The sequence below is a fragment of the Streptomyces sp. WMMC1477 genome, from assembly GCF_027460245.1.
In the GTDB taxonomy this organism is placed as follows: domain Bacteria; phylum Actinomycetota; class Actinomycetes; order Streptomycetales; family Streptomycetaceae; genus Streptomyces.
Window position 1 is genome coordinate 4,187,203 of record NZ_JAPZBD010000003.1, and the last position, 18,927, is coordinate 4,206,129.

18 protein-coding genes are annotated in these 18,927 nt (G+C 73.5%); 17 read left to right on the forward strand and 1 reads right to left on the reverse strand.

All coding sequences use genetic code 11. From position 1 onward, the window contains the following. Positions 1-163 precede the first annotated feature (163 nt). From O7609_RS18785 to O7609_RS18800, 4 genes are all read left to right on the forward strand, one after another. Positions 164-1,432 carry an acyl-CoA dehydrogenase family protein gene (locus tag O7609_RS18785; protein ID WP_269743935.1) on the forward strand — a complete coding sequence of 423 codons (1,269 nt, stop codon included), beginning with the start codon at positions 164-166 and terminating at the stop codon, positions 1,430-1,432. Then, positions 1,429-2,280, forward strand: coding sequence for an SDR family NAD(P)-dependent oxidoreductase (locus O7609_RS18790; RefSeq protein WP_269735836.1), 852 nt, complete (start codon positions 1,429-1,431; stop codon positions 2,278-2,280). The genes O7609_RS18785 and O7609_RS18790 overlap by 4 nt, the downstream gene beginning before the upstream one ends. 46 nt (positions 2,281-2,326) lie before the next feature. Continuing rightward, positions 2,327-3,442, forward strand: coding sequence for a phosphotransferase family protein (locus O7609_RS18795; RefSeq protein ID WP_269735835.1), 1,116 nt, complete (start codon positions 2,327-2,329; stop codon positions 3,440-3,442). Positions 3,443-3,515: 73 nt separating this feature from the next. Further along, positions 3,516-3,899, forward strand: a complete 384-nt coding sequence (locus O7609_RS18800; RefSeq protein WP_269735834.1) for a PKD domain-containing protein — start codon at positions 3,516-3,518, stop codon at positions 3,897-3,899. 74 nt (positions 3,900-3,973) lie between these two features. Here the strand turns inward: O7609_RS18800 and O7609_RS18805 are convergent, their stop codons facing one another. After that, positions 3,974-4,630: a DedA family protein gene (locus tag O7609_RS18805; RefSeq protein WP_269735833.1), complete on the reverse strand. Its 657-nt coding sequence runs from the start codon at positions 4,628-4,630 to the stop codon at positions 3,974-3,976. A 294-nt stretch (positions 4,631-4,924) separates the two neighbouring features. Here O7609_RS18805 and O7609_RS18810 point away from each other — a divergent pair, with 294 nt between their 5' ends. From O7609_RS18810 to O7609_RS18870, 13 genes are all read left to right on the forward strand, one after another. Continuing rightward, positions 4,925-5,386 carry a response regulator gene (locus O7609_RS18810; protein WP_269735832.1) on the forward strand — a complete coding sequence of 154 codons (462 nt, stop codon included), beginning with the start codon at positions 4,925-4,927 and terminating at the stop codon, positions 5,384-5,386. 49 nt (positions 5,387-5,435) lie between these two features. Beyond that, the gene (locus O7609_RS18815; RefSeq protein WP_269735831.1) at positions 5,436-6,218 is read left to right on the forward strand and encodes an arginine--tRNA ligase; all 783 of its coding nucleotides are present in this window, start codon (positions 5,436-5,438) and stop codon (positions 6,216-6,218) included. Positions 6,219-6,236: 18 nt separating this feature from the next. Then, a complete protein-coding gene (gene lysA, locus O7609_RS18820; RefSeq protein ID WP_269735830.1) occupies positions 6,237-7,628 on the forward strand; it encodes a diaminopimelate decarboxylase in 1,392 nt (463 codons plus the stop codon). Between the two features lie 125 nt (positions 7,629-7,753). Next, complete coding sequence (locus O7609_RS18825; RefSeq protein ID WP_269735829.1) at positions 7,754-9,055, forward strand: homoserine dehydrogenase; 1,302 nt, start codon at positions 7,754-7,756, stop codon at positions 9,053-9,055. A 5-nt stretch (positions 9,056-9,060) separates the two neighbouring features. Then, positions 9,061-10,149, forward strand: coding sequence for a threonine synthase (thrC, locus tag O7609_RS18830; RefSeq protein ID WP_269735828.1), 1,089 nt, complete (start codon positions 9,061-9,063; stop codon positions 10,147-10,149). Positions 10,150-10,442: 293 nt separating this feature from the next. Beyond that, positions 10,443-11,435 (forward strand): homoserine kinase, encoded by a 993-nt coding sequence (gene thrB, locus O7609_RS18835; RefSeq protein ID WP_269743936.1) that lies wholly within the window; start codon positions 10,443-10,445, stop codon positions 11,433-11,435. 371 nt (positions 11,436-11,806) lie between these two features. Continuing rightward, positions 11,807-13,813: a transcription termination factor Rho gene (gene rho / locus O7609_RS18840; RefSeq protein ID WP_269743937.1), complete on the forward strand. Its 2,007-nt coding sequence runs from the start codon at positions 11,807-11,809 to the stop codon at positions 13,811-13,813. A gap of 191 nt (positions 13,814-14,004) precedes the next feature. Beyond that, complete coding sequence (locus tag O7609_RS18845) at positions 14,005-15,081, forward strand: LCP family protein (RefSeq protein WP_269743938.1); 1,077 nt, start codon at positions 14,005-14,007, stop codon at positions 15,079-15,081. A 168-nt stretch (positions 15,082-15,249) separates the two neighbouring features. Further along, positions 15,250-15,468, forward strand: a complete 219-nt coding sequence (gene rpmE, locus O7609_RS18850) for a 50S ribosomal protein L31 (RefSeq protein WP_219093098.1) — start codon at positions 15,250-15,252, stop codon at positions 15,466-15,468. Positions 15,469-15,583: 115 nt separating this feature from the next. Continuing rightward, the gene (gene prfA / locus O7609_RS18855; RefSeq protein ID WP_269735824.1) at positions 15,584-16,654 is read left to right on the forward strand and encodes a peptide chain release factor 1; all 1,071 of its coding nucleotides are present in this window, start codon (positions 15,584-15,586) and stop codon (positions 16,652-16,654) included. Between the two features lie 29 nt (positions 16,655-16,683). Further along, entirely contained in the window at positions 16,684-17,574 is an 891-nt protein-coding gene (prmC, locus tag O7609_RS18860; RefSeq protein ID WP_269735823.1) for a peptide chain release factor N(5)-glutamine methyltransferase, read from the forward strand. Then, entirely contained in the window at positions 17,574-18,221 is a 648-nt protein-coding gene (locus O7609_RS18865; protein WP_269735822.1) for an L-threonylcarbamoyladenylate synthase, read from the forward strand. Before prmC ends, O7609_RS18865 begins: the two co-directional genes overlap by 1 nt. Beyond that, positions 18,218-18,883 carry an arsenate reductase/protein-tyrosine-phosphatase family protein gene (locus O7609_RS18870; protein WP_269735821.1) on the forward strand — a complete coding sequence of 222 codons (666 nt, stop codon included), beginning with the start codon at positions 18,218-18,220 and terminating at the stop codon, positions 18,881-18,883. Before O7609_RS18865 ends, O7609_RS18870 begins: the two co-directional genes overlap by 4 nt. Positions 18,884-18,927 lie beyond the last annotated feature (44 nt).

Sequence of the window (18,927 nt, forward strand, 5' to 3'; positions counted from 1 at the left end):
CCGACGTCGGGATGGGTGGGAAACACGTCAAGGTCAACGCCTGTCCGGTGCTACCCATTCCCCGCCCGCGGCACACCAGGACGCGTCCACCCGCGCCCCTGATCCGGCACTCGCCCGGCGCCACACTATTGAGCAATGCTTAACAAGGCCCTACTGTCGGCCCATGGACTTCACGCCCTCGCCCCGCGCCGCCGATCTGACCGCGCGGGTGGACGCCTTCATCCGCGACGAGATCGAGCCGGCCGAGGCCGGCTACCACCGCGAGGTTGCCGCCCGCCGGCACGGTGCGGGCGACCCCTGGGAACCGCTGCCGCTCATCGGCGAACTGCGCGCCCGGGCCCGTGCCCAGGGCCTGTGGAACCTCTTCCTGCCCGCCGGGCACGAGGGTCCCTACGCCGAGCGGTACGGCACCGACGGCGGCGCCGGGCTCAGCAACGTCGACTACGCGCCCATCGCCGAGCTGACCGGCCGCTCCTTCCTCGCCCCGCACGTGTTCAACTGCAACGCGCCCGACACCGGGAACATGGAGGTGCTGCTGCGGTACGGCACCGAGGAGCAGCGCGCCCGGTGGCTCGAACCCCTCCTCGACGGCCGCATCCGCAGCGCGTTCTGCATGACCGAGCCCGACGTGGCCTCCTCCGACGCGACGAACATGGAGCTGCGCGCCGTCGTCGAGGGCGACGAGGTCGTCGTCAACGGGCGCAAGTGGTGGGCCACGGGCATCGGCCACCCCGACTGCGAACTCCTGGTCGTCATGGGCCTCAGCGATCCCGGAGCGGACCGCCACCACCGCCACTCCATGGTCCTCGTACCCCGCGACACGCCGGGGGTGAAGGTCGAGCGGATGCTGCCCGCCATGGGCGTCCACGACGAGCCCCACGGCCACGGCGAGGTGTCCTTCACCGACGTGCGGGTGCCCGCCGCCAACCTCCTCGTCGGCCCCGGCCGGGCCTTCGAGATAGCCCAGGGCCGCCTGGGCCCCGGGCGCGTCCACCACTGCATGCGCCTCGTCGGCCTGGCCGAGCACGCCCTCCGGCTCGCCTGCGACCGCGGGCTGGCCCGCACCGGCTTCGGCAAGCCGCTGATGAACCTCGGCGGCAACCGCGAGCGCGTCGCCGACGCCCGCATCGCCATCGACTCCACCCGCCTCCTCGTCCTGTACACCGCCTGGAAGCTGGACACCGCCGGGCCGCTGGGCGCCTTGAGCGAGGTCAGCCAGATCAAGGTGGCCGCGCCCAACACCGCCCAGCACGTCATCGACTTCGCCATGCAGGTCCACGGCGGCGCCGGCCTCTCGGACGACCTCCCGCTCGCCGCGGCCTGGACGGCGGCCCGCGCCCTGCGGCTGGCCGACGGACCCGACGAGGTGCACCGCGCACTCGTCGCCCGCCTGGAACTGGCCAGGTACCGGGCGGACAGGGTACGCCCATGAGCCGCCGCGTCCTGGTCACCGGCGGCGCCTCCGGGCTCGGCGCCGCGCTCGCCGCGGGCTTCGCCCGGCAGGGCGACCGCGTCCTCGTCACCGACCGGGCCGGGGAGCATGGCCCGCTCCCCGCCACCGCCGCCTACCAGCGGCTCGACGTCACCTCCGACGCCGACTGGGCCGCCGCCCGCGCCCGGGTCGAGGAGGAGTGGGGCGGCCTCGACGTCCTCGTCAACAACGCGGGCGTCGCCGCCGGGGGCCGCATCGACGTGCTCACCCTGGACGACTGGCGCTGGATCACCGACATCAACCTCTTCGGCGTCGTCCGCGGCTGCCGTACCTTCACCCCCCTGCTGAAGGGCCAGCGCTCCGGCCACATCGTCAACATCGCCTCGATGGCCGGGCTCGTGCATCCGCCGGGCAGCGCCTCCTACAACGCCGTCAAGGCCGCCGTCGTCGCGCTGAGCGAGACCCTGCGCCACGAGCTGACGCCCTACGGCATCACCACGTCCGTCGTGTGCCCCTCCTACTTCCGCACCAACCTCGCCGAGTCCCTGCCCGGCAGCGACCCGCTGATGGAGCAGGTGGCGAGCCGGCTCATCACCCGCTCCCGGCTCGACGCGGACACCGTCGCCGCGATCGTCCTGGAGGGCGTGCGCAAGGGCAGGGGCGTCGTCCTCACCGACCGCCCCGGGCGGCGGGCGTACTGGAGCAAGCGGCTCCTGCGACCCCTCTACGACCGGCAGATGCACGCGTTCGGGCGGCGCATCCACCGGGACGCCGAGGACGGCGCCGGGCGCGGGCCGGACCGGCGGCGGGACGCAGATCACGAGCGGAAGCACGAGGGGGAGCGGTAAGCATGTGGGGCAGTGCCACGATCCCGCCCGTCGTCAGGAGGCCGGTGTGAGCGACACCGAACACGTCCCCGGAACCCCCGGAGCCGCCGGGGTCCCCGACGTCCGCGACGTCCGCGACGAGGACGCCTTCGACGCCGGAGCCGTCGCCCGCTGGCTGCGCGAGCACGCGGGGGACGCGTCCGGGCTCGACGGCACCCCCCGGGTGCGGCAGTTCTCCGGCGGCGCCTCGAACCTCACCTACCTGCTGCGCTACCCCGGCCGCGATCTCATCCTGCGCCGCCCGCCGCACGGGCAGAAGGCGGGCGGCGCGCACGACATGGGCCGGGAGTACCGCATCCAGCGGCAACTGGCCCCCGTCTTCCCGTTCGTGCCCGCCATGGTGGCGTTCTGCGAGGACTCCTCGCTGCTCGGCTCGCCCTTCTACGTCATGGAGCGCCTCACGGGGCACATCCCCCGCAAGGAGCTGCCGCGCGGCGTCGAGCTGACGCCCGGGCAGACCCGCGAGCTGTGCACCAACGTCCTCGACCTGCTCATCGACCTGCACGGCGTGGACCCGGCCGCCGCCGGGCTGACCGACCTCGGCAAGGGCGAGGGCTACGTCGGGCGGCAGGTCGCCGGCTGGTCGAGGCGCTACCGCGGGGCCAGGACGTGGAACGTGGGCTCCGCCGAGGCGGTGATGGAGTGGCTGGACGCCCACCAGCCTCCCGACCGCGGCATCCGCCTCATCCACAACGACTTCCGCCTCGACAACGTCGTCCTGGACGCCGACGACCCGACCCGCCCCGTCGGGCTGCTCGACTGGGAGATGGCCACCCTCGGCGACCCGCTGATGGACCTCGGGGGAGCCCTGGCGTACTGGGTCGAGGCCGGGGACGGCCCCGCCTTCCGCCGCTTCCGCCGTCAGCCCACGCACCTGCCCGGGATGCTGACCCGCGCGGAGGCCGTCGCCTACTACACCTCCCGCACGGGGCTGGAACTCACCGAGCGGGAGTGGGCGTTCTACGAGGTCTTCGGCATCTTCCGGCTCGCCGTCATCTGCCAGCAGATCTACTACCGCTACCACCACCGGCAGACCACCAACCCGGCCTTCCGGCACCTGTGGCTCGCCACCCGCATGCTGGAGCGGCGCTGCCGCCGCGTCATGCGGCGGGCCGACGGGTGAGCGTGCCGTCCCCGCTCCGGCGCGGCGAGGCCCCCTCCGGGGCCGCCGCGCCGGTGAGGTGCGGGACGCGGTCGTGGGTGCGGCCGAGCAGGGTGTGGTCGGGAACCCGGGCAGTGGTTCGCCGAACCTGCTGCTGAACGTCACCGGGCTGGGGGACGCTCCGGAGCCGGGGCAGCCGTCGGCGGAGTGCGCGGCGGACTGTTCGCAGACGGAGCCGGCGTGCGCGTTCGACGCCTCGGGCTCCACGGACGCCGACGGTGACGTCGCCTCCTACGCCTGGTCGTTCGGTGACGGCGGGACGGGCGGCGGGGTGACGGTCTCGCACGCGTACCCGGTCGCGCAGCAGAACTACACCGCGCAGCTGACGGTGACCGACGCGGCGGGCAACAGCGACACCGCCACCCGGCAGATCCAGTGCTGGGGCTTCGGCACCAGCGCCTTCTGCTTCGGCCAGTGACCGTTCCCGCGACGTGAAAGGGGCGCGCCCGGGACTCCCGGGCGCGCCCCTTTCACGTCAGGGCGGCGGACGGCTCACGAGCGCCGGTGCCGGCCGGAGGCGGGCTTCATGCGCTTGGCCAGGAAGACGGCGACGGCCAGCACGGCCAGCGCGAGCACCACCTTGGAGAGCACGCCCACGTAGTTCTCGACGACGTGCCACTGGTCGCCGAGCCAGTAACCGGCCATGACGAGCACCGTGTTCCAGATCGCGCTGCCCAGGCTCGTCAGGATCAGGAACGTGAGCACCGGCATGCGTTCCACGCCCGCCGGAACGGAGATGAGGCTGCGGAAGACGGGCACCATCCGGCCCAGGAAGACGGCCTTCCGGCCGTGCTTGACGAACCACGCCTCCGTCTTCTCCAGGTCGGAGGTCTTCACCAGGGGAAGGCGCTCCCACACCGCGTACATGCGCTCCCGTCCCAGCAGCGCTCCGATCCAGTACAGGGCGACCGCGCCGACGACCGAGCCGAGCGTCGTCCAGAACAGGGCCGAGGGCAGCGACAGGACGCCCTGGCCCGCGGCGAAGCCGGTCAGCGGGAGGATGACCTCGCTCGGCAGCGGCGGGAAGAGGTTCTCCAGCGCGATGGCCAGACCGGCCCCGGGGCCGCCCATGGTTTCCACCAGGCCGGTGGCCCAACCCGCGATGCCACCGGTGGGCTCGCCTTCCAGAGCCAGGTTCACGGAGTGCATGTACAGCCTTTACGAGTCGAGGTCGGGCCTTTACCGTGCCCGAACCTACGGGGCGCGCCGTGGCGCCCGCGACCGGGGTGGCCACCGAGGCGGGGTGGGGTTCCCCCGAGCCCAAACGAAGGGCCGCCGACGGCAGTTCCCCGCCGGTGGCCGGAGCCGGTGGCCGGAGCCGTGGCGCCCGCGGCGGTCCGCCCGCGGGCGGAGGATCACGGACACCGAGCACGGGCGCCCGCTCGCCGGGCGGAAAAGCGGAAAAGCCGGACGCGGCGACTCAGGCAGTCCTACGCTGAGTGCGTGGCAGGAGCATCCGGCCGGGTGCTGGTGGTCGACGACAGCACGGTGATCCGGCAGCTGATCAGGGTGAACCTCGAACTGGACGGGTTCGAGGTGCTGACCGCTGCCGACGGAGCCGAGTGCCTCGACGTCGTCCACCACGTGTGCCCCGACGTGATCACCCTCGACGTGACGATGCCGCGGCTGGACGGTCTGCGCACCGCCGAGCGGCTGCACGCCGACCCCCGGACCCGGAGCATCCCCGTCGCCATCGTCAGCGCCTGCAGTCAGCTCGGGGCCGGCCGGGGCGTGGACGCGTTCCTGGCCAAGCCCTTCGAGCCGGCGGAGCTGGTGCGGCTCGTGCGCCGGCTGCGCCAGAGCGGCCCGGCCCCCGGCCCGCCCCTGCCGCCCGGGGTGTCGGTCCAGCTTCCTCCGTCACCGTCCGTGGCGGGGGATGCGGAATCCGTGGTCCGGCGTCCCTGAGGCTGAAACGGATTGGCTCGCCCAGCCCTCCCCTCCTTACGCTGACCTCGTGACCCCCGCGCAGCTCTCCCGCACCGTGCGGCACGCGTGGTGCCGTGCCGTCGCCGACGGGGCGCTGCCCGCACGCGGCGCGCTGCCCGACCGGGTCACCCTGCGCCGCCCGCCGCACGGCGATGCCGACTACGCCTCCAACCTCGCCCTGCGCCTCGCCCCCGGCACCGGCCGCAGCGCGGCCGACGTCGCCGCCGTGCTGCGCGAGCGGCTGGCGGCCGAACCCGGCATCGCCCGGGTCGAGGTCGCGGGGCCCGGCTTCCTCAACATCACGGTGCGCGACGGGCACGCCGACGTCCTCGCCGAGCTGCTGGCCCGGCCCCGGCCCTCGGGGCCGCCGGAGGACCCGGCGTGCGACGCCCGGCGCTGGGCCGAACTCACCGGCGCCCCCGTGACCCACGAGCGGCGTGCCGCGAACCCGCTCTTCCGGGTGCAGTACGCGCACTCCCGCGCCCGTGCGCTCCGCGCGGGCGCCCACGCGCTCGGCTTCGGCGCCGAGCCCGGCCCCGCCCCCGGCGCGCCCGAGGCGGCCCTGGGCGCGCTGCTGGCGGACGCCGACCGGGTCACGGCCACCGGGGACGGCGAGGCCCTGGCCCGGCACCTGCTCCGCGTCGCCGACGCCTTCCTGGACGTGCTGTACGGGCCCCGGGCCGTGCTTCCCCCGGGAGACGAGAAACCCGGGGCCGCCCACCGTGCCCAGCTGGCCCTCGCCGAGGCCGCCGGGACGGTGCTGGCCGGCGGCCTGACCCAGCTCGGCATCAGCGCACCCGACCACCTCTGAGGGGAATCAGAGCACGCCATGAGCCGTTCCGCCCACCCCGCCGGGCCCCGTCACGCCGACGTGCTGCCCGAGGGCCACTACATGCCGCCGCCCGCCGACCTCAACGCCCTCGACGCGCACATCTGGTCCCGGACGACCACCCGCGACGAGCGTGGAGTGCTCACCGTCGGCGGGACGAGCGTCCTCGACCTGGCCGCCGAGTTCGGCACCCCGGCCTTCTTCCTCGACGAGGCCGACTTCCGGGCCCGCTGCCGGGCCTGGCGCGACGCCTTCGGAGAGGACGCCGACGTCTTCTACGCGGGCAAGGCGTTCCTGTGCCGGGCCGTCGTGCGCTGGCTGCGCGAGGAGGGCCTGAACCTCGACGTCTGCTCGGGCGGCGAGCTGGCCACCGCCCTGGCCGCCGGGATGCCGCCCGAGCGCATCGCGCTGCACGGCAACAACAAGTCCACCGCCGAGCTGCGCCGCGCCGTCGAGGCCGGGGTGGGCCGCATCGTCGTCGACTCCTTCCAGGAGATCGCCCGCGTCGCCCACCTGGCCGGGGAGCTGGGCCGCCGCCAGCGCGTCCAGATCCGGGTGACGGTCGGCGTCGAGGCGCACACCCACGAGTTCATCGCCACCGCGCACGAGGACCAGAAGTTCGGCATCCCGCTGGCCGAGGGGCAGGCGGCGGAGGCCGTGCGCCGGGCGCTCAAGCTGGACGCGCTGGAGCTCGTGGGCATCCACTCCCACATCGGCTCCCAGATCTTCGACACCTCCGGCTTCGAGGTGGCCGCGCACCGCGTCGTCTCACTGCTGCGGGACGTGCGCGACGAGCACGGCGTGGAGCTGCCGGAGATCGACCTCGGCGGCGGGCTCGGCATCGCCTACACGGCCGAGGACGACCCGAGCGAGCCGGCGGACATCGCGGCCTCGCTCAACGCGATCGTGCGCCGCGAGTGCGAGCTGGCCGGGCTCGCGGTGCCGCGGCTGTCCGTCGAGCCGGGCCGCGCCATCTCCGGTCCGACGACGTTCACCCTCTACGAGGTGGGCACGGTCAAGCCGCTGCCGCACCTGCGCACCTACGTGAGCGTGGACGGCGGCATGTCGGACAACATCCGCACCGCGCTCTACGACGCCGAGTACACCGTCGCCCTCGCCTCCCGCACCTCCACAGCGGAGCCGATGCTCGCCCGGGTGGTGGGCAAGCACTGCGAAAGCGGCGATATCGTCGTGCGTGACGCCTTCCTCCCCGCCGACCTCGCCCCGGGTGACCTGCTGGCCGTACCGGCCACCGGGGCCTACTGCCGGTCGATGGCCAGCAACTACAACCACGTGCCGCGCCCGCCCGTCGTCGCGGTGGCGGACGGTGCCGCCCGGGTCATCGTCCGCAGGGAGACGGAGGAGGATCTGCTGCGTCTCGACGTGGGCTGAGGAGAGCCCGCGCGGAGGAGCGGGACACACCGTGAGAACGACGTTTCACATGCTGGACCCCGGCGGGAATCCCCGGTCCGGTGGGTGAGACTTGTAGCACCGACATCGACGAGAGACGAGGTCAGATGATGCGTACGCGTCCGCTGAGGGTAGCGCTGCTCGGATGTGGAGTCGTGGGCTCCGAGGTGGCGCGCCTGATGACGACGCACGCGGACGACCTCGCGGCCCGCATCGGCGCCCCGGCCGAGCTGGCCGGGATCGCCGTGCGGCGGCCCGACCGGGTGCGGGCGGGCGTGCCCGAGCACCTGATCACCACGGACGCCCGGGCCCTGGTCACCCGGGAGGACGTCGACGTCGTCGTGGAGGTGATCGGCGGGCTGGAACCGGCCCGCGCGCTGATCACCGCGGCGTTCGAGAGCGGCGCCAGCGTGGTGTCGGCCAACAAGGCGCTGCTCGCCGAGGACGGCCCGACGCTGCACAAGGCGGCCGAGAAGCACGGTGCCGACCTCTACTTCGAGGCCGCCGTGGCGGGCGCCATCCCGCTGGTGCGGCCGCTGCGCGAGTCGCTGGCCGGGGACACCGTCAACCGCGTGCTCGGCATCGTCAACGGCACCACGAACTTCATCCTCGACCGGATGGACACCCAGGGCTCGGGCTACTCCGAGGCTCTGGACGAGGCCACCGCGCTCGGCTACGCCGAGGCCGACCCGACCGCCGACATCGAGGGTTTCGACGCCGCGGCCAAGGCGGCCATCCTCGCGGGCATCGCCTTCCACACCCGGGTGGGCCTGGACGACGTGCACCGCGAGGGCATCACCGAGGTCACCGCCGCCGACATGGCCTCCGCCCGCCGCATGGGCTGCACCGTCAAGCTGCTGGCCATCTGCGAGCGCGCCGCGGACGGGCGCAGCGTCACCGCCCGCGTCCACCCGGCGATGATCCCGCTCAGCCACCCGCTGGCCTCCGTCCACGAGGCGTACAACGCGGTCTTCGTGGAGGCCGAGGCAGCCGGGCAGCTCATGTTCTACGGCCCGGGCGCGGGTGGCTCGCCCACCGCCTCGGCCGTGCTGGGCGACCTCGTCGCCGCCTGCCGCAACAAGCTGAGCGGCGCGCGCGGTCCGGGGGAGTCGGCCTACAGCCGGCTGCCGGTCAGCCCGATGGGCGAGGTCGTCACGCGGTACCACATCAGCCTGGACGTCGCCGACAAGTCCGGCGTCCTCGCCCAGTGCGCCCTCGTCTTCGCGGAGCACGGGGTGTCGATCGACACCGTCCGCCAGCAGGGCAAGGACGGCGTCGACGGCGAGGCCTCCCTCGTCGTCGTCACCCACCGGGCAACCGACGCCGCGCTGGGCGCGACCGTCGAGGCACTGCGCCGACTGGACACCGTCCGCGGCGTGGCCAGCATCATGCGGGTCGAAGGGGAATGAGAGAGATGTCCGCAACCGTAGGCGCCCACCGCGCCGCCACCCACCAGTGGCGGGGCATCATCGAGGAGTACCGCGACCGGCTGCCGGTGAGCGACTCCACGCCGGTGGTCACCCTGGGGGAGGGCGGCACGCCGCTCGTGCACGCCCAGGTGCTCTCCGAGCGCACCGGGTGTGATGTGTATCTCAAGGTCGAGGGCGCCAACCCGACCGGCTCCTTCAAGGACCGGGGGATGACGATGGCCATCTCCCGGGCCAAGGAGGAGGGCGCCAAGGCCGTCATCTGCGCCTCCACCGGCAACACCTCCGCGTCCGCCGCCGCCTACGCGGTGCGCGCGCGCATGGTCTGCGCGGTACTCGTGCCGCAGGGCAAGATCGCACTCGGGAAGATGGGTCAGGCCCTCGTCCACGGGGCGAAGATCCTCCAGGTCGAGGGCAACTTCGACGACTGCCTCAGCCTCGCCCGCGGGCTGAGCGACAACTACCCGGTCTCGCTGGTCAATTCGGTGAACCCAGTTCGCATCGAGGGGCAGAAGACGGCCGCCTTCGAGGTCGTCGACCGCCTGGGTGACGCCCCTGACGTGCACGTTCTGCCGGTGGGCAACGCGGGCAACATCACCGCGTACTGGAAGGGGTACCAGGAGTACGCCGCCGACGGGATGGCCTCCCGCACCCCCCGGATGTGGGGGTTCCAGGCCGCCGGATCCGCCCCCATCGTCCGTGGCGAGCCCGTCAAGGACCCGCAGACGATCGCCACCGCGATTCGCATCGGCAACCCCGCCTCCTGGGAGTTCGCCGAGGCCGCGCGGGACGCCTCGGGCGGCCTCATCGACGAGGTGACCGACCGTCAGATCCTCGCCGCCTACCGGCTGCTGTCCGCGCAGGAGGGCGTGTTCGTCGAGCCCGCCTCCGCCGCCTCCGTCGCCGGCCTGCTCAAGGCCGCCGAGCAGGGCCTCGTGGACACGGGCCAGCGCATCGTGTGCACCGTGACGGGCAACGGGCTCAAGGACCCCGACTGGGCCGTCGCCGGCGCCCCGCAGCCGGTCACCGTCCCGGTCGACGCGGCGGCCGCCGCCGCCCGGCTCGGTCTGGCCTGAGCCCTGCCGTTCACCGCCTGACCAGCGCCTATTCCCGGATACGCGCAGTGCTCACAGTGACGGGTGCACGGGCGCGGCGACGACACGCATCGTGCGCCTCCCGTGCGCCCTGTGGAGCCGCTGAACCTTCCTTCGATAGGCTGTTGTCATCCCCGCCCTTCGTGCACGCATGTGCCAAGGGCCACTGCCGCGCGCCGTCGCGGCCACCCAGGGAGCCGAACCCCACGTCGGCCGCCCCGGGGCAGGTCCCTACTCACCGAGCACATCCACCGACCAAGGAGAGTCATCGAGCGATGGCCGGTCCAGCCTTCCGAGCCGCCGCCGTCCGGGTACGGGTGCCCGCCACCAGCGCCAACCTCGGGCCGGGCTTCGACGCCCTCGGCCTGTCCCTGGGCCTGTACGACGACGTCGTGGTCCGCGTCGCCGAATCGGGGCTGCACATCGACATCGCCGGCGAGGGGGCCGACACCCTTCCCCGGGACGAGAGCCACCTCCTCGTCCGCTCGCTGCGCACCGCCTTCGACGCCCTCGGCGGGCAGCCGCGCGGCCTGGAGATCGTGTGCGCCAACCGCATTCCGCACGGCCGCGGCCTCGGCTCGTCCTCCGCGGCCATCTGCGCCGGGATCGTCGCCGCCCGCGCCGTGGCCACCGGCGGGCCCGAGCGGCTCGACGACGCGGCGCTGCTGGAGCTGGCCACCGAGATCGAGGGCCATCCCGACAACGTCGCCGCCTGCCTGTTCGGCGGGTTCACCCTGGCCTGGACGGAGACGGGCGCCGCCCGTGCCATCCGCATGGAGCCCGCCCCCGGACTCGTCCCCGTCGTCTTCGTGCCCGGCAAGCCGGTCCTGACCGAGGCCGCGCGCGGGCTGCTCCCGCGCACCGTGCCGCACGTGGACGCCGCCACCAACGCGGGCCGGGCCGCGCTGCTGGTCGAGGCGCTCACCCGCCGCCCCGAACTGCTCCTGCCCGCCACCGAGGACCGGCTCCACCAGGAGTACCGGGCCTCCGCGATGGCCGACAGCGTGGAGCTCGTCGCCCGGCTGCGCGCCGAAGGCGTCCCCGCGGTCATCTCCGGGGCCGGGCCCACCGTCCTGGCCCTGACCGAGGACGGCTCGGTGGCGAAGGCCGAACGGATCGCCCAGGCCGCCGGAGCGGGCTGGGCGGCGAACCGACTCGCCCTCGACCTGTCCGGTGCCGTGGTGCTGCCGCTCGGCGGCAACGGCTCCGACCCCGACCCGCACACCCGCGCCGAGCAGGCGCATCACCGCAGCGGTCAGGGGCAGTGACACGATTGCCGGTCTGGGAGAGGGGGAATGTTTGAAAGAGCCGGTAGTGTTAACCTCAAGTCTGCATCCGCAGCCGAAAATGGTGCGGTGCACAGCGTCCCGTCACGGGGCCACCCTCTCTTCCGGGAGCCACCCACACTGTCCGAGCAGCATGCCGAGCAGTGCCGAGCCTGCCCCGGAACCGGCGCCAACGACGCAGGTCAGCCTGCCGCGCCAGGCGTCACACACTTTTGTGATGAATTGATCTTTCCGCCGTACGCACAGGCGGGACCACCGCCCCGGCACGGTCCACCCGAACAGGGCCGCAGCCGGACAGCACAACCGGTCGCCGAGCCAGACAGGCCGACGTCCGCTCCAGGGAAGGACCCTTCGTGAGCGACACCACCGATCTGATGGGCGTGAACGCCGACGCGCCTGCCACGGACGCCTCTGCCGCGCCTGCCACCGGTGCTTCCTCCGGCACCGCCGGACGGCGGCGCCGCTCCGGCACCGGCCTTGAGGGCATGGTCCTGGCGGAGCTGCAGCAGGTCGCTTCCGGCCTCGGTATCCGGGGCACCGCACGGATGCGCAAGAGCCAGCTCATCGAGGTCATCAGGGAGAAGCAGGCCGAGAACTCCGGTGCCCGGGGTTCGGCCGGCGAGGGCGGGGCCGACCAGCCCGCCGAGAGCAAGCCCAAGCGCCGCTCCACCTCCCGGGCCCGCACCAGGGAGGCCGCCCAGGCCGAGGGTGCCGAGGCCGGCCAGGGCGCCGCCCAGCAGCAGATCGACATTCCCGGCCAGCCCGCCAGCGACGAGACCGGACGCCGGGGCAAGGGCGAGCAGCCCGCCGAGCAGCCCGCGAAGGGCGGCAAGGCCGAGAAGGCCGAGAAGGCGGACAAGCCGGCCAAGAGCGAGAAGGCCGCCGACACCGCCGAGGGCAGGACCGACGCAGCCAAGCAGGAGACGCAGAAGGCCGACTCGGGCAGGTCCGAGGGCGGCAAGAGCGACTCCGGCCGCGGCGGCGACGGCAAGCAGGGCGGTCAGGGCGGCCAGCAGGAGCGCCAGAGCAAGCGCGACCGCCAGCGCGACCGCCGCAAGGGCGACGGCGGCGGCCAGCAGCAGGGCGGTGGCGGCCGTCAGCGCGACGGCCGCGACGACGACGACTTCGACGGCGGGCGCCGCGGGCGTCGCGGCCGGTACCGGGACCGCCGGGGCCGCCGTAACCGCGACGAGCAGTTCGAGCCGCAGATCGCCGAGGACGACGTCCTGATCCCGGTCGCGGGCATCCTCGACATCCTCGACAACTACGCGTTCGTGCGCACCTCCGGCTACCTGCCGGGGCCGAACGACGTGTACGTCTCCCTCGCCCAGGTCCGCAAGAACGGTCTGCGCAAGGGCGACCACGTCACCGGCGCGGTCCGCCAGCCCCGCGAGGGCGAGCGGCGCGAGAAGTTCAACGCGCTCGTCCGCCTCGACTCGGTCAACGGCATGTCGCCCGAAACCGGCCGCGGACGCCCGGACTTCACCAAGCTCACCCCCCTGTACCCGCAGGAGCGGCTGCGCCTGGAGAACGACCCGGGCGCGCTGACGACCCGGATCATCGACCTCGTCTCGCCCATCGGCAAGGGCCAGCGCGGTCTGATCGTGGCCCCGCCGAAGACCGGCAAGACCATGATCATGCAGGCGGTGGCCAACGCCATCACCCGCAACAACCCCGAGTGCCACCTGATGGTCGTCCTCGTCGACGAGCGTCCGGAAGAGGTCACCGACATGCAGCGGTCGGTGAAGGGCGAGGTCATCTCCTCGACCTTCGACCGTCCGGCCGAGGACCACACCACGGTCGCCGAGCTGGCCATCGAGCGGGCCAAGCGGCTGGTCGAGCTGGGCCACGACGTCGTCGTCCTGCTGGACTCCATCACCCGTCTGGGCCGTGCCTACAACCTGGCCGCCCCGGCCTCCGGGCGCATCCTCTCCGGTGGTGTGGACTCCACGGCGCTGTACCCGCCGAAGAAGTTCTTCGGTGCCGCCCGCAACATCGAGGACGGCGGCTCCCTGACGATCCTCGCCACCGCGCTGGTCGAGACCGGCTCCCGGATGGACGAGGTCATCTTCGAGGAGTTCAAGGGCACCGGCAACATGGAGCTCAAGCTCGACCGGAAGCTGGCCGACAAGCGCATCTTCCCCGCGGTGGACGTCGACGCGTCCGGCACCCGCAAGGAGGAGATCCTCATGGGCAGCGAGGAGCTGAGCATCGTCTGGAAGCTCCGCCGTGTCCTGCACGCGCTGGACCAGCAGCAGGCCATCGAGCTCCTGCTGGACAAGATGAAGCAGACCAAGTCCAACGCCGAGTTCCTCATGCAGATCCAGAAGACGACGCCGACCCCCGGCAACGGCGACTGAGATCCGCGCCGGGCCGCCTGCTGCGCGGCCCGCACGGCCACAGCACGGCGAAGGGGCCGCACCGGACGGTGCGGCCCCTTCGCCGTGCCTGCCTGTGCCCGCCCGGGCCCGCCACGCGCGGGCCCGGAGCGCGCGCGTTGCCGCCGCTCGCGAGCGGGCCCACCATGGAATCCCGGAACCGAGGTACGGACATGGGACGAAAAGGCGGTAGGAACGGTCGGGGCCTGCTGTGGTCCGAGCGGGCGGCGGCCGTCGTCGGCGGCATCCTCGTGCTTGCCCTCGCCGTCGCCGCGGTGATCGGCGCGGTGCGGCTCTTCGGCGGCGACGACGAGGACGGCTCCGGCCTGGGGAACGCCCCCGGCCACGAGCGGCCCCCGGACGCCCGGAACGGCTCGCTGGACGTGCTCGTCCTGGGCTCGGACTCCCGCGCCGGAGACAACGCCCGCTGGGGGCGGGATACCGGGAGCGCGCGGTCCGACGTCATGATGCTCGTCCACCTCCACGCCGGTGAGCGCGGCGCCACCGTCGTCTCCCTCCCCCGGGACACGCTGGTGGAGCGGCCCGCGTGCGACCGTCCCGACGGCGGTACCGAGCCCGCCTCCCGGGCCATGATCAACTCGGCCTACGCGGTGGGCGGACCGGACTGTGCCGTGGCCACGGTCGAGGAGCTGACCGACCTCCGCGTCGACCACTTCCTCGCCGTGGACTTCTCCGGCTTCGCGGATCTCGTCGACGCGCTCGGCGGCGTCGACGTCACCGTCGAGCGTCCGCTCAACGACCCCAACAGCCACCTCGACCTGGCCGCCGGAGCGCAGACCCTCGACGGCGAGCAGGCGCTCGCCCTCGTCCGTACCCGGGGTTCCGTGGCGGGCGGCAGCGACCTCGGGCGCATCCAGCTCCAGCAGGCCTTCCTGACGGCCCTCGTCGCCCAGCTCCACGCCGAGGACCCGCTGGCGGACCCGGCCCGCGCGCTCCGGCTCGCCGACGCCGCCGACGAGGCGCTGATCACCGACGACGGGCTCGACTCGCCCCGCGAGCTGGCCCGGCTCGGCAGCGGCCTCGCCTCGCTCGGCCCCGAGGACCTGGACCTCCTCACCCTGCCCGTCGTCCCCGCCCCCGAGGCCCCGGGACGGCTCGTGCCGCTGAGCGGGCAGTCGGCCGAGGTGTGGCGCGCCCTGGCCGCCGACGAGCCCGTTCCGGCGTCGGCCACCCGGGGCTCCGCGGCCGAGGGCTTCCAGGTCGGGGACGTCCTCCGCCCCCGGCCCTGACCGCGCGGGGCGCTCCGGAGGGAGAAACCCGGGCACGACGGAATAACCGAGGGGGTGCCCTCGTTTTTGTCGGTGCGGCCAGTAATGGCAGACTGGACCGTCGGCCCCGGTTCACGCCCCGCGTCCGCGACGGCGACCCGGCGCCCTCCCGATCCATAGGAGAAGACCGTGAAGCGCGACATCCACCCGGAGTACGTCGAGACGCAGGTGAGCTGCACCTGTGGCGCGTCGTTCACCACCCGCAGCACCGTCAAGGAAGGCACCATCCGTGCCGACGTGTGCTCCGAGTGCCACCCCTTCTACACCGGCAAGCAGAAGATCCTCGACACCGGTGGCCGCGTGGCCCGCTTCGAGGCTCGGTTCGGCAAGAAGGCCGGGGCCAAGTAGCGACCCTCAGCGCCGGTTCCCGCGCCCGCCCGACGGCGGCGCCGGGACCGGCGCTTTGTCGTCGCCCGCCCGCCCCCTTCGCCCAGTGAGCCCTTCGCCCAGTTAAGGAAGCCCGATGTTCGAGGCCGTCGAGGAACTGATCGGTGAGCACGCGCAGCTCGAGGAGCAGCTCGCCGACCCCTCGGTCCACGCGGACCAGCCGCGTGCCCGCCGGCTGGGCAAGCGCTACGCCGAGCTGACGCCCATCGTCGCCGCGTACCGGAGCTGGAAGAGCACCGGCGAGGACATCGAGACCGCCCGGGAGCTGGCCGCCGACGACCCCGAGTTCGCCGGCGAGGTCAAGGAGCTGGAGGGGCGCCGCGAGGAGCTGACGGACCGGCTGCGGCTGCTCCTCGTCCCGCGCGACCCGAGCGACGACAAGGACGTCATCCTGGAGGTCAAGGCCGGCGAGGGCGGCGACGAGTCCGCGCTCTTCGCCGGCGACCTGCTGCGCATGTACCTGCGCTACGCCGAGCGCCAGGGCTGGAAGACGGAGGTCATCGAGGCCACCGAGTCCGACCTCGGCGGCTACAAGGACGTCCAGGTGGCGGTCAAGGCCAAGGGCGGCACCGAGCCCGGCCAGGGCGTGTGGGCGCGCCTGAAGTACGAGGGCGGCGTCCACCGGGTGCAGCGCGTACCCGCCACGGAGTCCCAGGGCCGCATCCACACCTCGGCCGCCGGGGTCCTCGTCCTCCCGGAGGCCGAGGAGGTCGACGTCGAGATCAACGCGAACGACCTGCGCGTGGACGTGTACCGCTCCTCCGGCCCCGGGGGCCAGTCCGTCAACACGACCGACTCCGCCGTCCGCATCACCCACCTCCCCACCGGCATCGTGGTCTCCTGCCAGAACGAGAAGAGCCAGCTCCAGAACAAGGAGCAGGCCCTGCGCATCCTGCGCGCCCGGCTGCTGGCCGCCGCCCAGGAGGAAGCCGAGCGCGAGGCGTCCGACGCCCGCCGTAGCCAGGTCCGCACCGTGGACCGCTCGGAGCGCGTGCGCACCTACAACTTCCCGGAGAACCGGATCTCCGACCACCGCGTCGGTTTCAAGGCGTACAACCTGGACCAGGTCCTCGACGGCGAGCTGGACGCCGTCATCCAGGCGTGCGTCGACGCCGACTCCGCCGCCAAGCTGGCCGCGGCGGGCTGAGCGCACAGGGGACGGGTGAGGTACACGCGATGCAGCAGTCTCCCGGGGGGCGCGGCCCCCAGCAGTCGTCGGCACGCAGCGTGCTGCTCACCGAGGTGGCGCAGGCGACGCAGCGGCTCGCCGACGCCGGCGTGCCCTCGCCGCGGTTCGACGCCGAGGAGCTGGCCGGATTCGTGCACGGCGTCAAGCGGGGCGAGCTGCACCGCGTCGCCGACGCCGACTTCGACGCCCGCTACTGGGAGGCTGTCGCCCGCCGCGAGGCGCGCGAACCCCTCCAGCACATCACCGGCCGGGCCTTCTTCCGCTACCTCGAACTCCAGGTAGGACGCGGGGTGTTCGTGCCGCGCCCGGAGACGGAGTCGGTGGTCGGCTGGGCGATAGACGCGGTCCGGGCGATGGACGTCGCCGAGCCGCTGATCGTCGACCTGTGCACCGGCTCCGGGGCCATCGCGCTGGCCCTCGCCCAGGAGGTGCCGCGCTCCCGCGTGCACGCCGTCGAGCTGGACGAGGACGCCCTGCACTGGGCCCGCCGGAACACCGAGGGCTCCCGGGTGCGGCTCCACCACGGCGACGCCCTGACGGCGCTGCCCGAGCTGGACGGCCGGGTGGACCTCGTCATCTCCAACCCGCCCTACATCCCCCTCACCGAGTGGGAGTACGTCGCGCCCGAGGCCCGGGACCACGACCCCCAGCTCGCGCTGTTCTCCGGCGAGGACGGGCTCGACCTGATCCGCGGGCTGGAGCGCACCGCCCACCGGCTGCTGCGGCCGGGCGGGCTCGTCGTCGTCGAGCACGCCGACACCCAGGGCGGCCAGGTGCCGTGGATCTTCGCCGAGGACCGCGGCTGGGCCGACGCCGCCGACCACCCCGACCTCAACAACCGACCCCGATTCGCCACAGCCCGCAGGGAGGTGCCGTAATGGCACGGCGCTACGACTGCACCGAAGCAACCGACCGGAAGACCGGGCTGCGGGAGGCCGCCTCCGCGATCCGCCGCGGTGAGCTGGTCGTGCTGCCCACCGACACGGTGTACGGGATCGGCGCGGACGCCTTCACCCCGGAGGCCGTCGCCGATCTGCTGGAGGCCAAGGGCCGCGGCCGCGGCATGCCGACTCCGGTGCTCGTCGGCTCGCCGAACACGCTGCACGGTCTCGTCACCGACTTCTCCGAGCAGGCCTGGGAGCTCGTGGACGCCTTCTGGCCGGGCGCGCTCACCCTCGTCGCCCGCCACCAGCCCTCGCTGACCTGGGATCTCGGCGAGACCGGCGGCACCGTCGCCGTCCGCATGCCGCTGCACCCCGTGGCCATCGAGCTGCTGACCGAGGTCGGGCCCATGGCCGTCTCCTCGGCCAACCTGACGGGCCACCCGGCCCCGCAGGACTGCGACAGCGCGCAGGAGATGCTGGGCGACGCGGTGGCCGTCTACCTGGACGGCGGCCCCACCCCCGACAACGTGCCGTCCTCGATCGTGGACGTCACCGGGAAGGTGCCGGTCCTGCTGCGGGCCGGGGCCATCGGCGCGGAGGAGCTGCGCACGGTGGCGCCGGACCTGAAGGAGGGCAGTTGACCGCGCCTGAAGGGCGTGGAATACCGACTTCGTCCCCGGAGGCCCCGTCCGCGGGACGGCCTTTCCGGATCCTCCACGTCTCCACCGGCAACGTGTGCCGCTCGCCCATCACCGAGCGGCTGACCCGCCATGCCCTCGCGCTGCGGCTCGACGGCGAGCGGGTCGGCGGTCTGCTCGTCGAGAGCGCCGGCACCTGGGGGCACGAGGGCGCCCCGATGGAGGAGCACGCCGCGACGGTCCTGGCCGACTACGGCGCCGACCCGGCCGGCTTCACCGGGCGCGAGTTGCTGGACGAGCACGTCATCCGGGCCGACCTGGTGCTGACCGCCACCCGCGACCACCGGGCGCAGGTGATCTCCATGGGCCACTCCGCGGGGTTGCGCACGTTCACACTCAAGGAGTTCACCCGTCTGGTGCGGGCCATCGACGCGGCGAGCCTGCCGGACGCCGCCTCGCCGGGCGGGGTCGCCGAGCGCGCCCGCGCGCTGGTGCAGGCCGCGGCGGCGCTGCGCGGCTGGCTGCAGGCGCCCAGCGCCGAGGCGGACGAGGTCTACGATCCCTACGGCGCTCCGATCACCTACTTCCGCAGCGTGGGGGAGGAGATCAGCCTCGCCCTCGACCCCGTCGTCACCGCGCTGACAGGGGTGCCCGCCCCCGCCTAGGCGGGGAGCGGTCCGGTCGGAACCATCCAGCGGCGTCGCCGTGT